Origin of the sequence: Nibrella saemangeumensis, assembly GCF_039541915.1 — a bacterium.
GTDB classification, from domain to species: Bacteria; Bacteroidota; Bacteroidia; order Cytophagales; family Spirosomataceae; genus Nibrella; species Nibrella saemangeumensis.
In genome coordinates, this window is the sequence record NZ_BAABHD010000075.1 from 22,165 (window position 1) to 36,911 (window position 14,747).

The 14,747-nt window shown below is 51.4% G+C and carries 16 protein-coding genes; 5 read left to right on the plus strand and 11 right to left on the minus strand.

Annotated features, from left to right (window positions below; all coding sequences use genetic code 11):
* Positions 1 to 2: 2 nt before the first annotated feature.
* Entirely contained in the window at positions 3 to 875 is an 873-nt protein-coding gene (locus ABD949_RS21175) for an inositol oxygenase family protein (protein WP_345246755.1), read from the minus strand.
* 82 nt (positions 876 to 957) lie between these two features.
* Positions 958 to 2,595, minus strand: coding sequence for a sodium/sugar symporter (locus tag ABD949_RS21180; protein ID WP_345246757.1), 1,638 nt, complete (start codon positions 2,593 to 2,595; stop codon positions 958 to 960).
* Between the two features lie 176 nt (positions 2,596 to 2,771).
* On the opposite strand from ABD949_RS21180, the gene ABD949_RS21185 reads away from it, so the two are divergent.
* Positions 2,772 to 3,989, plus strand: a complete 1,218-nt coding sequence (locus ABD949_RS21185; RefSeq protein WP_425576784.1) for a PQQ-dependent sugar dehydrogenase — start codon at positions 2,772 to 2,774, stop codon at positions 3,987 to 3,989.
* Between the two features lie 82 nt (positions 3,990 to 4,071).
* Here ABD949_RS21185 and accC read toward each other — a convergent pair whose 3' ends face one another.
* The 7 genes from accC to ABD949_RS21220 form a co-directional block, all read right to left on the minus strand.
* Positions 4,072 to 5,415 carry an acetyl-CoA carboxylase biotin carboxylase subunit gene (gene accC / locus ABD949_RS21190; protein ID WP_345246761.1) on the minus strand — a complete coding sequence of 448 codons (1,344 nt, stop codon included), beginning with the start codon at positions 5,413 to 5,415 and terminating at the stop codon, positions 4,072 to 4,074.
* Between the two features lies 1 nt (position 5,416).
* Positions 5,417 to 5,908 (minus strand): acetyl-CoA carboxylase biotin carboxyl carrier protein, encoded by a 492-nt coding sequence (accB, locus tag ABD949_RS21195; protein WP_345246763.1) that lies wholly within the window; start codon positions 5,906 to 5,908, stop codon positions 5,417 to 5,419.
* A gap of 16 nt (positions 5,909 to 5,924) precedes the next feature.
* Positions 5,925 to 6,488, minus strand: coding sequence for an elongation factor P (gene efp, locus ABD949_RS21200; protein ID WP_345246765.1), 564 nt, complete (start codon positions 6,486 to 6,488; stop codon positions 5,925 to 5,927).
* Positions 6,489 to 6,599: 111 nt separating this feature from the next.
* The gene (locus ABD949_RS21205; RefSeq protein WP_345246767.1) at positions 6,600 to 7,586 is read right to left on the minus strand and encodes a beta-ketoacyl-ACP synthase III; all 987 of its coding nucleotides are present in this window, start codon (positions 7,584 to 7,586) and stop codon (positions 6,600 to 6,602) included.
* 41 nt (positions 7,587 to 7,627) lie between these two features.
* A complete protein-coding gene (plsX, locus tag ABD949_RS21210; protein ID WP_345246769.1) occupies positions 7,628 to 8,578 on the minus strand; it encodes a phosphate acyltransferase PlsX in 951 nt (316 codons plus the stop codon).
* Positions 8,579 to 8,727: 149 nt separating this feature from the next.
* Positions 8,728 to 8,922 (minus strand): 50S ribosomal protein L32, encoded by a 195-nt coding sequence (gene rpmF / locus ABD949_RS21215; protein WP_345246771.1) that lies wholly within the window; start codon positions 8,920 to 8,922, stop codon positions 8,728 to 8,730.
* 83 nt (positions 8,923 to 9,005) lie between these two features.
* Entirely contained in the window at positions 9,006 to 9,551 is a 546-nt protein-coding gene (locus ABD949_RS21220) for a YceD family protein (protein WP_345246773.1), read from the minus strand.
* Positions 9,552 to 9,711: 160 nt separating this feature from the next.
* Here ABD949_RS21220 and ABD949_RS21225 point away from each other — a divergent pair, with 160 nt between their 5' ends.
* The 4 genes from ABD949_RS21225 to ABD949_RS21235 are packed head-to-tail and all read left to right on the plus strand — an operon-like array spanning position 9,712 to position 11,710.
* Positions 9,712 to 9,936, plus strand: a complete 225-nt coding sequence (locus tag ABD949_RS21225) for a hypothetical protein (protein WP_345246775.1) — start codon at positions 9,712 to 9,714, stop codon at positions 9,934 to 9,936.
* 2 nt (positions 9,937 to 9,938) lie between these two features.
* Positions 9,939 to 10,220 (plus strand): type II toxin-antitoxin system RelE/ParE family toxin, encoded by a 282-nt coding sequence (locus tag ABD949_RS30850; protein WP_425576785.1) that lies wholly within the window; start codon positions 9,939 to 9,941, stop codon positions 10,218 to 10,220.
* A 28-nt stretch (positions 10,221 to 10,248) separates the two neighbouring features.
* Positions 10,249 to 11,040 carry a cysteine hydrolase family protein gene (locus ABD949_RS21230; RefSeq protein ID WP_345246777.1) on the plus strand — a complete coding sequence of 264 codons (792 nt, stop codon included), beginning with the start codon at positions 10,249 to 10,251 and terminating at the stop codon, positions 11,038 to 11,040.
* Between the two features lie 16 nt (positions 11,041 to 11,056).
* Complete coding sequence (locus tag ABD949_RS21235; RefSeq protein WP_345246779.1) at positions 11,057 to 11,710, plus strand: phosphatase PAP2 family protein; 654 nt, start codon at positions 11,057 to 11,059, stop codon at positions 11,708 to 11,710.
* A gap of 10 nt (positions 11,711 to 11,720) precedes the next feature.
* Here ABD949_RS21235 and ABD949_RS21240 read toward each other — a convergent pair whose 3' ends face one another.
* On the minus strand, positions 11,721 to 13,382 hold the full coding sequence (locus tag ABD949_RS21240) for an ArnT family glycosyltransferase (protein ID WP_345246781.1): 1,662 nt from the start codon (positions 13,380 to 13,382) through the stop codon (positions 11,721 to 11,723).
* A gap of 61 nt (positions 13,383 to 13,443) precedes the next feature.
* The gene (locus ABD949_RS21245; protein WP_345246783.1) at positions 13,444 to 14,730 is read right to left on the minus strand and encodes an anthranilate phosphoribosyltransferase; all 1,287 of its coding nucleotides are present in this window, start codon (positions 14,728 to 14,730) and stop codon (positions 13,444 to 13,446) included.
* Between the last annotated feature and the right edge of the window lie 17 nt (positions 14,731 to 14,747).

Consider the following 14,747-nt stretch of genomic DNA (forward strand, 5'->3'; position numbering starts at 1 on the left):
TTTTACAACCGAATCGTGTCCGGCAGATATTTGGCAATCAAATCTTCGTAGTACGGCTTCAATTCGCTAACCACCGGCGGCTTCGGACTCTTCGAGTACAAATCGTACGGGTTGAACTTGTTTACCCATTTAAACATCTCCCGGTCGTGGTCGTCCATCAGGTGGTCGTAGGCGTGCTCACGGTGCTGGGCGTAAAACGAGTGGTAGCGCATCATGTACAGTGCCGGTTCGGGCATATACGGCTTCATCATCTGGTACAGGTACTCGTCGTGTCCCCACGACATATGCACGTTGCGCAGGCCACAGTTCGGCTCATACACGCCGTATTTGGTATTGTAGCGCTCGTCTTTCGAGTCCGGATTCAGGTCAAAGAACTCGGGATAGACAATTCTATCCGAGTGCTGGCAGCCCACCGGGAAGGTATCGCCCACCACGGCCCACTGCGGTTCACCAAACAGACACAGGACTTTGCCCATGTCATGCAGGAAGCCCGTCAGCACAAACCAGTCAGGGTGACCGTCGGCCCGGATAGCTTCCGAGGTCTGCAACAGGTGTTGTAGCTGGTCCAGGTCGGTATCGGGATCTGAGTCGTCGATAAGCGTGTTCAGGAATTCGGCCACTCCCCACACGGGCATCTCCTTCTTATCGAACTTCAGAAACTCCTGCTCTTTCTCCATTACGAAATCATACGTCTGATAGGTATGATTTAGCCGGTAGAACTCCCGAACGGTATCGCGGCCCGGATTATCGTAGTTCCGATAATCCTCTTTCGCTTTATGTTCTGGTTCCGGATAACGTAGCAGGATATCATCTTCCCACTGTTCGAGGCTATCAAGGGGTGCTTTCTCTTGTTCTGATAAGGAGGCAGCTTTCATATCAAGTGTCTGTTTGTCAGGTAAACTTACAGTCAAAATTACATAACTTGGATTAAAACACGATTAGTTCTGATGGAACGGTTCACCAAAATACCGTATATAACACCATCAGGATGCTAATGATTGCGGCTGAGCCGATTACGAAGGAAGGCGTCACGCGGAACATTCGCCTATCAACTTCCAGTCCCTTCGGATTTTGCCGGCTGCTGGGGTCAAGCAACGTAATCACAACCATAAGCGCCACATCAATACAAAATACCCATGTGGTGCGGTGCAGGAAGGGGATTTCGTCGGCCTGAATGCCAATGATTTGCATCAACTCCGGCCAGAACTTCAGCAGCGTCGAAAACGGAATGGTCAGAATGGCTACCGTTAGGGCGGCTTTGGTGGTGGTACGTTTCCAGAAGAAGCCCAGCAGGAAGATGGCGAATACCCCTGGCGTCAGGAAGTTGGTATACTCCTGAATGTATTGGTACACCTGGTCGAATGACCGAAGCATTGGGGCAATGATGATGGCGATGATAAATGACACAATTACGGCCCAGCGACCTACATTCACCAGCTTACGCTCGGAGGCATTTTTATCAAAAAACTTCTTATAGATATCCAGCGTAAAAATAGTGGAGATACTATTGCATTTCCCGGCCAACGAGGCTACCACTGCCGCGGTTAGGGCTGCAAAGGCCAGTCCCTTCATCCCGGCAGGCAGCAGATTCATCAACACCGGATAAGCCTGGTCGGGCTTCACCACCCCGGTTGGGTCGGTCATGGCCTGCTGGAAGGTACCGTTTTTGAACAGAACGAAAGCGGCAATACCGGGTATAACCACAATCAGAGGGATAATCAGCTTCAGGAAGGCGGCAAATAAAATACCACTGCGAGCTGTCTTCAAATCAGCCCCCAGCGCTCGCTGAACAATGTATTGATTACAACCCCAATAGGACAGGTTGTTTATCCACATACCGCCGGTAATGAGCGCCATGCCGGGTAGCACATTATAATGAGGGTGCCCCTGCGCAAAATACATATGAAAATGGTCATCAGCCTGATCCCGAAGCATACTCAGGCCGCTGAGAACACCCTGTCCGTTGTTCTGCGTCGATACGAGTTGCAGCGCCAGGTAGGTAACAACCAAACCTCCGCAAATGAGTACAATAACCTGAATGACATCGGTGTAGCCAATTACCTTCATGCCGCCGAGAGTAATGAAAATAGCGAAAACGGCCAGCCCAATGGTACAGGTCGTAAAGGAAATACCGGAAATGGTCTCCACCGCAATAGCACCCAGGTATAGAATGGATGTCAGGTTAACCAGCACATACACAATCAGCCAGAAAATGGCCAGAATGGTACTAACGGTATCATTATACCGCTGCGCCAGAAACTGCGGCATCGTGTAAATTTTGTTTTTGAGGTAAATCGGGATGAAGAACACGGCCACAATCACCAGCGTGGCGGCTGCAATCCACTCATAAGAGGAAATGGCTAATCCCATGGCAAAGCCGGAGCCGGCCATACCGATAAAATGTTCGGCAGAAATATTAGATGCAATCAGTGAAGCGCCAATGGCCCACCAAGTCAGTGACCCTTCGGCCAGGAAGAAATCTTTGGTATTGGTCTGACCAGATTTTTTACGATGATAAATCCAATAGCCGTAGCCGGAAACAACAATGAAATAAACACAGAAGACCGCATAATCGGCCCAGTGCAACTGATTCATAAGGCAGGAGCAGGAATAGGTTTACGTATAGCAAGGAAAAGTAGTACTTTTTGTGCTACTTCGCAACGTAAAACGGGAAAGAAAAGAACTCAAAAGGACTTTACCAACGTTTTAGAAGCGTTTCTGATCTGATTATAAACTGCTTTTTACAATTTACAATGGCAAAAGAATTTCTAATGCTCATCGCAGGCGCTACCCTAACACTGACGGCCTGCGGCCAAAATCCTACCGCACAAACCGGTGCTGTTAGCGCAAGTACGGCCAATCTGCCTCCCGTCGAGACAAAAGAACCCAACACGCCGGCCTATAAGCCAGCCTTTGCCGGTCAGACGCGGGTTGCCGGGGTAAAAACATCGGCCAGCTACGAAGGCAAAGTATTGAGCAACGACCTGAAGAATCCCTGGGGTATCACTAACCTGCCCGATGGACGGCTGCTGATTACCGAGAAAGGGGGCACCATGCGGATTGCCACAAAGGATGGTCAGCTAAGCGCTCCGATTACCGGCCTGCCAACGGTTAACGCCAATGGCCAAGGTGGTCTGCTGGGCGTGCGGGTCGACCCTGCTTTTGCGCAGAACCGGATGGTCTACTGGGTTTTCTCAGAGCCGCTGTCTGACGGTAACCTGACTGCGGTGGCAAAGGGAAAACTGTCGGCCGACGAAAAGAAGATTGAAGGTGCCACGGTCATTTACCGGGCTACGCCAGCCTACAAGGGTACCCTGCATTATGGTGGACGAATCCTGTTTGATAAAGATGGAAACCTGTTTATCAGCACCGGCGAGCGGTCTGACCTGGTCACCCGGCCGCAGGCGCAGGATGTCAATTCGGGCCTGGGTAAAGTCATCCATATTACGACGGATGGAAAGCCGGTTGCCGGAAATCCGTTTATTGGTAAAGAGGGAAGACCCGAAATTTATTCGTATGGGCACCGGAACGTACAGAGTCTGGCCATTCATCCGGTAACGGGTGACCTGTGGGAAGGTGAGTTCGGTCCACGCGGTGGTGATGAAATCAATCGTGTTCAGCCGGGTAAGAACTATGGATGGCCTACCATTACCTACGGAATCGAGTATCGGGGCGACAAAATTGGTGCCGCCATTCAGCAGAAAGAGGGAATGGAACAGCCTGTTTATTACTGGGACCCGTCGATTTCGCCCAGCGGCATGACCTTTTACACGGCTAACAACATACCGGAATGGAAAAATAACCTGTTTGTGGGTGCCCTCAGCGGTATGCACATTGCGCGGCTGGTGATTGCCAACAATAAGGTGGTCGGCGAAGAGCGCTTGCTATCAGGTGAGAACCAGCGCTTCCGGGATATTACCCAGGGTAGTGATGGTGCCTTGTACGCCGTTACCGACCAGGGACGGTTGTATCGGATTGACAAAAAATAAGGTATTACCGTCAAGGGTATTACGAGAAAAGCCCGTGGCCTATCTGACCACGGGCTTTCGCTTTTCCGGAGAGAATTTGAGACTACAAATTCGAGAAGTCAAAATCTTCCAGGAACCGGGTGGTGAAGTCCCCGGATTTGAAGCGTTCGTCGTCCATCAGTTTAATGTGGAACGGAATGGTGGTTTTTATACCCTCAATGACGAACTCCTGCAAGGCCCGCTTCATCCGCGTAATGACTTCTTCCCGCGACTGTCCGGAGACAATCAGCTTGGCAATCATGGAGTCATAATTGGGCGGAATGGTGTAGCCGGCGTACACGTGGCTGTCGATGCGTACACCGTGCCCACCGGGGATGTGCAGGTTGGTGATTTTACCGGGTGATGGACGGAAGCCGTTGGCCGGGTCTTCGGCGTTGATGCGGCACTCCATCGAATACAGTTTCGGCGTATAGTTACGGCCCGAGATAGGCACCCCGGCGGCTACCTTAATCTGCTCCTTAATCAGGTCGAAGTCCGTTACCTCTTCGGTAATCGGGTGCTCTACCTGAATCCGGGTGTTCATCTCCATGAAGTAGAACTTGCCGTACTTGTCGACCAGGAACTCAATCGTACCGGCACCTTCGTATCGAATGGCCTGCGCACCTTTAATGGCGGCCTGCCCCATTTGTTCCCGCAATTCGGGTGAGATAATAGGAGAGGGCGTTTCTTCGACGAGTTTCTGGTGCCGGCGCTGAATGGAGCAGTCGCGCTCCGACAAGTGGCATACCTTACCGTATTGGTCACCCACAATCTGGATTTCAATATGGCGGGGTTCTTCAACAAATTTCTCCAGGTACAGCCCGTCGTTGCCAAAAGCGGCACCGGCTTCTACGCGGGCATCGTTCCAGGCTTTGTCAAACTCACCCTCGTTGCGGATGATGCGCATCCCGCGGCCACCACCACCGGCGGTAGCCTTTACAATAACGGGGTAGCCCATTTCTTCGGCCAGCCGCTTGCCCTGTTCAACCGACTCCAGCAGGCCTTCGGAGCCGGGAATTACCGGAACACCAGCCACTTTCATGGTTGCTTTGGCCGTAGCCTTATCACCCATGGCGTTAATCTGGTCGGCAGTAGCACCAATGAACTTTATGCCGTAATCGGCGCAGATTTGCGAGAACTCGGCATTCTCAGACAGGAAGCCGTAGCCGGGATGGATGGCATCGGCACTGGTTACCTCAGCGGCTGAGATAATGCTGGGTATATTTAAATAGGATTGTCGACTTGGGGGAGGTCCAATACAGACCGCTTCGTCGGCAAACCGGACGTGCAGGCTGTCGCGGTCGGCGGTCGAGTAAACGGCTACTGTTTTGATGCCCATTTCCCGGCAGGTCCGAATGATGCGTAGTGCAATTTCCCCCCGGTTGGCAATAAGTATCTTCTTGAACATACTAGATGGGTTCTACCAGGAACAGCGGTTGGTCATATTCTACCGGTGTGGCATTCTCGACAAGTACCCGCACAATGCGGCCCGAAACTTCTGACTCAATTTCGTTGAAGAGTTTCATGGCTTCGATGATACAGACCACCTTGCCAGGCTTTACCTCATCGCCCAACTCAACAAGCGACGGTGCATCCGGGCTTCCTGAGCGGTAAAACGTACCAATCATCGGTGACTTGATGGTGATGTAATTGGAGGTATCTGCCTTCTTTTCCGGAGCCGGAGCGGCCGCTGGGGCAGGAGCCGGAGCGTTTGCAGCGGGAGCAGCAGGAGCCTGAACAGCGGCAGGAACAGATGCCGGCGCAACTGCCTGATGGGCAGACGGACCACTTGACCCGTAGCGCTTCACGCTGATTTTCAGGTCGGAGGTTTCAATATTCACCTCATCCAGCCCCGACTGGGCGATGAAATCAATTAGTCGTTGAATGTCTTTGGTATCCATAGTTGTTGGAGTATCACTACTTTACTCGTTCTACGTAATCGTATGTGCGGGTGTCAACGCGAATCTTTTCGCCTTGCTCAATAAAGAGCGGAACCATAATCTTGGCACCTGTTTCTACTTCAACTCGTTTTTTCGGGCTGTTGGCCGTATCGCCCCGAATGCCTGGCTCGGCATAGGTCACTTCCAGTTCTACGAACGGAGGCAGTTCACAAGTCAGCGGGGTTTCGGTTTCGGCGTTGATCAGGATCTCTACTTCCTGGCCTTCTTTCATTAGGTCGGCACCTTCAATCAGCTTCTCGTCGAGGTTAATCTGATCGAAGGTCTCGTTATCCATAAAGTTGTACCCAGCTTCGTCTTTGTAGAGGTACTGATATTTACGGCGCTCTACGCGTACCGGATAAATTGTTACACCCGAGTTGAAGGTGTTGTCCAGCACTTTACCAGACGTTAAACTTTTTAGTTTTGTACGGACAAAAGCGGCTCCCTTACCGGGCTTCACATGCTGAAACTCGGTAACCTGGAATAAGTCGTTGTTGAAGTTAATTACCAATCCATTGCGGATGTCTGCGGTCGTTGCCATAACTCAAGTAAAGAAAAATGTATACAAAAAATGAATAAGGATACCGGCATGAGTCCGGCAAGTATTCATTACGGTCCGTCGCACGGCGGTCCGACGTGCGGGACATTCAAATTAAAATGCCCACTTCACATAAACGGCGCCCCACGTAAAACCGCCCCCAAAGGCCGCCAGCACCAGGTTATCCCCCTTTTTCAACTGCGACTGGTAATCGTAGAGGCAGAGCGGGATGGTGGCCGCGGTGGTATTACCGTAATGCTGAATATTCAGCATTACCTTACTGGCATCAATACCCATGCGGTTGGCTGTGGCATCTATAATGCGCTTATTGGCCTGATGCGGCACCAGCCACGCTACGTCTTCACCTTTCAGGTTGTTGCGCTCCATGATTTCGGCAGAAACATCGGCCATGTTTTTTACCGCGAACTTGAAGACCGATGGGCCATCCTGGTAAGCATAGTGCCAGCGCTTCTCGACTGTTTCGTGGGTGGCCGGATAGCGGCTGCCGCCTGCTTTCTGGAACAGATGATGCTGCCCTACTCCGTCTGACCGCAGAATTGAGTCCAGAACGCCGTAGCCTTCCGTATTGGGCTCCAGCATCACCGCGCCGGCTCCATCGCCGAATAACACACACGTTGTCCGGTCTGTATAATCGACAATGGCCGACATTTTATCCGCACCAACTACAATTACTTTCTGGTACTTTCCCGTTTCGATAAACTGGGTGCCAATAGTTAGAGCGTACACAAAGCCCGAACAGGCAGCCTGAATATCGAAACTTCCTACATTGCGAATACCCACCATGTCGCAAATCAGGTTGGCCGTGGCCGGAAATACAAAATCGGGGGTAGTGGTGGCGCAAATAACCAAATCTACTTCTTCCGGTTTGGTATTCGTTTTTTCGAGCAGGCCCTCAACCGCCTTTGCGGCCATGTGCGAGGTACCCATTCCTTCTCCTTTCAGAATCCGGCGCTCTTTAATGCCCGTCCGGGTGATAATCCATTCGTCGTTGGTTTCCACCATGCGCTCCAACTCAGCGTTTGTCAGCACATAGTCCGGTACATGAGCGTGAATTCCGGTAATCGCAGCTCTGGTGGTCATGTTTCGGGGGTACGTATTCACATAAAAAAAGCCCGGCTCAATTAGCTGAGGGCTTGTGCAATCTTCGTGTAAGCGTCTGACTCGACCTGTCGGATGGCCAGATTGATCATATTTTTGATGGCAAGGGCTGATGAGATACCGTGCGCAATAATTACGTTACCATTTACGCCAATAATGGGGCTGCCGCCTACCGCTTCGTAGTTGGTTTTATCAATAAACTCATCCCGAATGCCTCGTTCCTGCATCAACGAGTATAGCGATTCACCGAACTTAAAGACGATATTACCAACAAAGCCATCGGTCACAATCACATCGGCAGCATTCACAAACAGATCACCGCCTTCGATATTGCCGACAAAGTTGATTTTACGGCTGTCTTTCATCAACTGGTAAGCAGCCTGGGCAATCAGAGAACCTTTCTGCTCTTCGGTGCCGATATTCATCAGCGCCACTCGTGGCTTGTCAATACCGAGGGTATACTGGGCATAAATGGAACCGATTTCACCAAACTGAGCCAGCATTTCGGGCTTGCAATCCGCGTTGGCACCAATGTCGAGCATCACGGCATAGCCACCGGCTTTCTGCGGGACAAATCCCGCAATGCAGGGCCGCATAATGCCTTCGATGGCCTTAATACTGAACAGGGCACCTACGTGCATAGCGCCCGTGTTGCCGGCGGAGCAGAACGCGTCGACCTGCTTCTCCTTTAAAAGCTTAAACCCAACTCCGATGCTGGAATTGGGTTTCTGGGAGAGGGCTTTCGTCGGATGCTCGCCCATCTCAATGACATCATCAGCGTTGACTACCTCAATAGCATCTACTGACGTACTCGACGCTGACGCGTGTTTCTGTATTAACTGGTCTACTACGGCTTGCTTCCCTACCAATACAATCTTCACATTTTCCGGCAATCCGGCAGCGGCCATTACTACTCCTTCCACGATAGCTTCAGGAGCGAAATCGCCACCCATAGCGTCTACTGCAATTCTCATCGACAATTCGGTCAAAAACGCAATTCTGAAAAATCGTGTAAAAATAGACAGGTGACCGGCAATAAAAAAGTATTCCGCGTTCATCTTTCGGTCAGACTCCTGCGAAATACTTTTTAATCAGAGCCCGGCCAGGGGGCTATTAGCCTGCCTTATACAGTCGGAGCGTAGTTCTCAACAACCATCTTGCCTTTGTAAAAGAGGTTACCCTCAAATACGTGAGCGTGGTGGCGCTGATGCACTTCACCCGTTGTTGCATCGGTCGAGAGTGTTACGGCCGTTGCTTTATAATGCGTTCTACGCTTATCACGCCGGGTTTTCGAGTGTCTGCGTTTGGGATGTGCCATCTTGTATTATCAGTTTGCAGTTTACAGTATTCAGTTATTAATCAGAACCTGAGCGTTTCGTACGGTAGGTACCACTCAGGTATTTAGTTGTTGTTCAATTTTCGCAACGCTTCCCAGCGTGGGTCAATCGGGGCCTGGTCATCATCCGCCTGTTCGGCATCGGAGCGATAAATCAGCTTACCCTCGGTTTCGTCATCTGCCTCCTGTTCTTCTTCCTCCCGGAAGCGGGGATGCAGTTTCTTCATCGGCAGCGACAAGCCAATGAAGTCGAAGATGTAGCGGGCCACGTTGATAACCGGCGTATTACGCAGAATCAGCTCAATCTCGTCGGTCAGTTCTTCGTTATGGTCCGAGAACTTCAGCACATGCTTCTGCCGGATGTCGATAGGCTCGTCGAACGTATCGAGACTCCGGTCGCAGGTCAGTTCTACCTGGCCTACAATGTGAAAGTTGAGCTGAATCATGGTCTCCGACTTGTCCAGCGTCACGTGTGTTTTGAACGCGCCTTTTTGGATAAGTTGCTGGTCCATAGCTTCGAAGAACTTATCGCCCGATTCAAAATCAAACTCGTAGCGCTTGTTCTCCAGCCCGAAGATGTTGATGTCGTATTTACGTAATTCGGTCTCCACCTCAGTCCTCCGTAAAATAAGACCGCAAAGATACGAACCTTTTGTGAATCAAGAAAGAACCGGCTTACATTTCTGTAACTTTGTGGGGGAAAGGAGTGCGTAGGAAGCAGCGGAAAGACAAATCGTCTTACAGGACGTTATCTTTGAAAAAAATACTGGTATGACAACGGAAGACCTTAAAGCAGATATTCACCAACTCGTAGAACGTATACAGGACCCGCAGTTTCTGAATGCTGTATACACTATTTTGGAGAAGCAAGCAGCCTCTGAGCGTGACTTCTGGACCGCCCTTACTCCGGAACAGCAGGCTGGCATTGAGGAAGGTATAAAGGATGCCGAGGCTGGGCGTGTCCGTACCATGGCAGATGTAATGAGGAAATATTAGTGATGGACGAATATCAGATTATTTTCACCGAAAAAGCAGAAAGAGACCTGGATGGTATAGTTGACTACTTATCACGAACGGTTTCTTCTCGCGTCAAGACAGATTTTCTAGCCTTACTTTCTGATAAGCTTGCTAATCTTAGTAGGATGCCTTTCATGTACAGAGCTTCAGCTTCCAAACCTGGTGTAAGAGAATGTGTTGTCAATCCACAGACAATACTTTATCATCGAGTCGTTGAAAACCGGGTAGAGTTGCTGGCTATCCAGAGTAGTCGACGCGGGTAGCTGGTATAGATAGCTTTTTATAGTTAATATGAAAAACGCGCTTCTCATCATTGATACCCAGTACGACTTCTGCCATCCGAACGGTGCCCTCTTTGTGCCGGGAGCGGAACAGGATGTTGAACGAATGGCCAACCTGATTCGGAAGTATTCGGACAAGATTGACCATATTGTGGTGACGCTGGATACCCACAAACTGCTGGATATTGCACATCCGCTGTTCTGGCACGACGACCAGGGCAATCACCCCCAGCCGTTTACCCGCATCACCTATGCCGAAGTAGAAGCCGGTACATGGGTTCCCCGCTTTGTCGCCGAAAAAGCCCGGCAGTATGTACGTGACCTGGAAGCAGACGGACAATTCGAGCACTATATCTGGCCCGAGCACTGTCTGATTGGCTCCAGGGGAGCCGCGCTGCACGATACGCTTCTAGAAGCCCTGAAAGATTGGTCACGGCAGCGGGAGTTGGATTATAAAGCCGTACAGAAGGGTGTACACCCGCTCTCTGAGCACTTCGGTATCTTTCAGGCGCAGGTGCCGGACCCCGCCGTGCTGGAAACGCAACTGAATACCGACCTGATTGCCGACCTGGAGCGTTTTGATAATGTATACCTGATGGGCGAGGCTAAATCGCATTGCGTGGCAAATAGCCTGAAACAGGTAATGGATTTTGCACCGGGCTTTTTGCCCAAGATAGTTGTCGTGAATGATTGTATGTCGGACGTAACCGGCCTGGGTCATTTAGCTGACCCTATTTATGCTGCGGCTCGTGAGCGAGGAGTCCGGTTTGCTGAGTCGGAAACGTTGGTTATAGAAAGTTGAATGACTGAATAATTGAATGATTGACTTATTTCGTAAGAACCGCGCTTTTTTTCTGACTTATTTGGTGGCGCTGGTGGGGGTAGGCATACTCCAACTCATTTACACGAAGGAAGAACTCATCCGGTGGGTAAATTCCTACAACGCACCCTGGGCAGACGTGTTCTTCGACAATGCAACCTACCTCGGCGACGGAGCGTTTTCGTTCATCATCATTGCGATCCTATTCATCCGGTCGAAGTGGATGGGTATTCTGGCCAGTGGAAGCTTTGCTATTTCAGGGTTACTATCAATCTTTCTGAAACGAGTAGTATTTCCGCATAATCTGCGACCGTTGAAATACTTTGAACATTCGGATTGGGAGTACCACGTTCTTAAGGGACTTGACATCCACAGCTACAATAGCTTTCCCTCAGGGCACACCATCACCGCATTCGCCGTTTTCAGTCTGCTGGCCATGCTCGACGAGCGGAAAGGCCGGGGTTGGGCGTTGGCGCTGTTAGCTATACTCGTAGGCTATTCCCGTGTTTACCTGTTTCAGCATTTTGTAGAAGATGTGTATGCGGGCTCTATTGTGGGAACACTGTCTACGCTCCTGGTATTCTACTATTTTAACTTATGGCGCGAACGTCGCCGGCTTAAAGAGCGAACCGAGAGTATGGGCGATTTATAAGAAGCGGGCTCTATCGGAATACTCTTCGGCGGAAAAAGACAAAGCCATTTTCTTCGCTGATTAACTCCAGATTTGGATTATAGCGGTAATCATCCGCTGATGTTATCTTTGTAATCAGAAACGTCGGCTTATCTACTGGGCCGTTCAGCAGGTAGTTCTCGTCGCGGGTTTTGGGGTTTACCGGGGGCTTTTTCCGGAAGTAAAAGAGCTGGGCGTAGCTTTTATAGCCAATCGGTTCCACGTAAACATCCTGGTCCTGCTTAGCCTGGTAAAAGTCGATGACGGTGCCCTGGGTATACTGCTCTATTTTTGGCACCACCTGCGCCAGATAGAAAAGTAAACAGATGGCGGTAGTCAGGTAAAGACCGGTTACGGCCCGGAAGCCGGCTCGTGGCACCCGCACAATCCACCAGATAATGGCGATGCCGTACAGTAGCCCAATCAGCCACTCCCAGCCTGCCCAATCTACAGGGGCCTGAAGATTCGCTACGGCAAAAGGGTCCTTAATATACGGGGTAAGTGCAGCGGCATTCATGCCGACCAGCGGCACGGCCGCCAGCAATAAGCCCCAGATGCTACCGATAAAGATAAGGCCAATAGTCGTCCAGCGGTTCCAGCTAACCCTGCCGGTCAGGTACTGATGCAGATGATATGCCGCCAGATACGATACCGGGAACCACGCCATGGACGAGTAGTGGACAATCTTTGTCCGGACGATAGAGAACAGAATCATCACGACCCAGAAGAGAATCACCATCCACTGCCGAAACATTTCGCCATTCACCGGTTTATCAGTATCTGAAGCGGGAGCGGCTTTCCAGGCTTTAAGGTAGCGAATGGCCAGTACTGAAATAGGAAAGCAGCCCAGCAGCACCACCACAAAGTGATAAAAGAATGGCTGCGCGTGACCGGCGTCTGGTGTGACAAACAGGCGAATCTGGTAATCGATAAACTCCTGAAAGAACCACCACCCGTTCTGAGCCAGCTCCAGTCCAAACCAGAGGGATGCTACCACCAGCGCACAACCCAGCAACAGCAGGATATTGCGGAAACTCAGGACAGGACGGAAGCGCTGAAGCCCCCAATAAATCAGGAAGGTCAGCGCCGGCAGCAGTCCGCCGACCGGTCCTTTGGTCAGCACGGCTAGTCCAATGAATAGTCCCGACAGGGCTGAATAGCGAGTGGCGCGGGATGTACCATATACCGAAACGGCGTTGACCAGATACCAGACACCCATGAAAATAAAGAAGTTGAAAGTCGGGTCGATAATGCCGGATTTGAAATAGAGGTGGGGCGTAAAGGAGCCCAGATACCCAAGTGCCCAAAGCAACCCAAACTGTGGATTGTAAAGCCGACGGCCGATGAGGTAAAGGATTACTAAGGTAATAATGCCAATAATTGCATTGGGAAACCGGGCGGCAAACTCGCCGATGCCGAAGACTTTCATGGCGGTAGCCTGCATCCAGAAGAACAGGGGTGGCTTTTCCCAGAACGGCTCAAAGTTAATTTGAACCCGCGTGAAGTTACCGGTCACCAGCATCTCCCGCGCCGATTCGGCGAAATTGATTTCGTCCCAGTCGAACAGGTGTACCCGTCCCAGAAAGGGTATGTAGAACAGAATGCCAAGAAACAGCAAGACAAGCGGATAGAACCGGGGTGGAATTTTAAGCATGAATCAGCGGGTGCCCGGTGGTACAGGCATGGTGCAAAGGTAACAAAACCGGGTGTGTTCTTTACTTAAGCTGACTGGCAATCCACTCCATACCCCGGTCGAGCATCAGACACGCTAATCGGACGCGGTTGTCAAAATCAGCGTTCCCCGTCTCTTTGGTCTTCAGGTACTGCCGCACCAGCCGGACATTATCCGTTACCTGAAGCGGAGCTACGTCCTCATCGGTCTCGGTCCGATAGGGATTAAACACCGGAAGACTGGCGTCGAAATGCTGGAAGAAGAGGTGATTGCTCTCCGTTCGTACGGCACACAGAATACCACTGGCGCGGGAGATAGAGGGTGCCAGACTGCCTTCCAGTCCCCGCTTCATCACCACCACCGCGTCAAAACCCGCCATCAGCGCCAGTTCCGCCATTTTCATCTGGTACGTGATATGAAATACGGAGGTGACGAGCACACGGGCCCGGCAGGGGTTCAGGACTTTTTCGAGGGTGGCGAGAAACGGTCGTTTAATCATGGCGCGTCGGCGGTCGACCCAGCGGTCGAGGGCGGGGGAGAGGGCTTTCTGGTCGAGTATCCAGCCGAACGGCTCTTCGGGGGTGTGGAGTTCGTGGTTGCTCTGGAGCATCGGACACCCCAGGTACAGGTACAGGTCGTGGGCGTTTACACCATACTTAGGTCCGGCGGTGCGACCCACCGAGGATATCACACCATAGCCTCGCTTTTGCAGGTGATTGGCCAGCAGTGGGGTAATCAGGTACGAATGCTCAACGCCATCGAACGGCTCGGCCAGTTGAATGATGGTCTGATTAATAGTAGCCGGCTGTTGAAAACCGGGGGTGATGGTCTCCATCGCGGCATCATACAGCCCCTTGTATTCATCATTGGTTTCGTGACGAACCCGCAGGATGCTGGCCGCCATGGCCCGAAACGTCTCGCAGGAGGCATCCGGCCCTTGCTCATCGGAGAACAGGTAAGTACCCAACTGGTGGGCCTCGCTGGTGCGGAGGGTATGCCCGCGCAATAGTTTGGTGCCGATAGGCAGTAGGCGGGTCGGCAGTTCGGGGCAGAGCTTGTTAATCAGGAACGTAGGGTGTGAGAAAGCACCCCGGCCGAAAATCGTTTCGAGTTGCCGTTCCTCGTCGGTGGGGCCTTTCGTAATGAGTGCACCAATAAACGCGCCTTTTTGCAGCGGGTCGGTCTCAGGGGACAACAGGGCCTGTCTGCACTCCTGGAGTAAGTCAGTGGGTAACGGTTTACTACCGTGTTTGCCGATACCGATGTATTGGATGCCGCGCCCAAGTACAGTCGCTGTCGGTTCGGTCAGTACGCTGTTTAACGGTTGCATAAGCAGTGGGAAGAGCC

Coding starts and splice junctions, on each gene's coding strand:
- ABD949_RS21235 (WP_345246779.1), top strand. CDS start 11,057: ATGATTGACTTATTTCGTAAGAACCGCGCTTTTTTTCTGACTTATTTG.
- ABD949_RS30850 (WP_425576785.1), top strand. CDS start 9,939: ATGGACGAATATCAGATTATTTTCACCGAAAAAGCAGAAAGAGACCTG.
- ABD949_RS21185 (WP_425576784.1), top strand. CDS start 2,772: ATGCTCATCGCAGGCGCTACCCTAACACTGACGGCCTGCGGCCAAAAT.
- ABD949_RS21245 (WP_345246783.1), bottom strand. CDS start 14,730: ATGCAACCGTTAAACAGCGTACTGACCGAACCGACAGCGACTGTACTT.
- ABD949_RS21180 (WP_345246757.1), bottom strand. CDS start 2,595: ATGAATCAGTTGCACTGGGCCGATTATGCGGTCTTCTGTGTTTATTTC.
- efp (WP_345246765.1), bottom strand. CDS start 6,488: ATGGCAACGACCGCAGACATCCGCAATGGATTGGTAATTAACTTCAAC.
- plsX (WP_345246769.1), bottom strand. CDS start 8,578: ATGAGAATTGCAGTAGACGCTATGGGTGGCGATTTCGCTCCTGAAGCT.
- accB (WP_345246763.1), bottom strand. CDS start 5,908: ATGGATACCAAAGACATTCAACGACTAATTGATTTCATCGCCCAGTCG.
- ABD949_RS21205 (WP_345246767.1), bottom strand. CDS start 7,586: ATGACCACCAGAGCTGCGATTACCGGAATTCACGCTCATGTACCGGAC.
- ABD949_RS21175 (WP_345246755.1), bottom strand. CDS start 875: ATGAAAGCTGCCTCCTTATCAGAACAAGAGAAAGCACCCCTTGATAGC.
- ABD949_RS21240 (WP_345246781.1), bottom strand. CDS start 13,382: ATGCTTAAAATTCCACCCCGGTTCTATCCGCTTGTCTTGCTGTTTCTT.
- ABD949_RS21230 (WP_345246777.1), top strand. CDS start 10,249: ATGAAAAACGCGCTTCTCATCATTGATACCCAGTACGACTTCTGCCAT.
- ABD949_RS21225 (WP_345246775.1), top strand. CDS start 9,712: ATGACAACGGAAGACCTTAAAGCAGATATTCACCAACTCGTAGAACGT.
- rpmF (WP_345246771.1), bottom strand. CDS start 8,922: ATGGCACATCCCAAACGCAGACACTCGAAAACCCGGCGTGATAAGCGT.
- accC (WP_345246761.1), bottom strand. CDS start 5,415: ATGTTCAAGAAGATACTTATTGCCAACCGGGGGGAAATTGCACTACGC.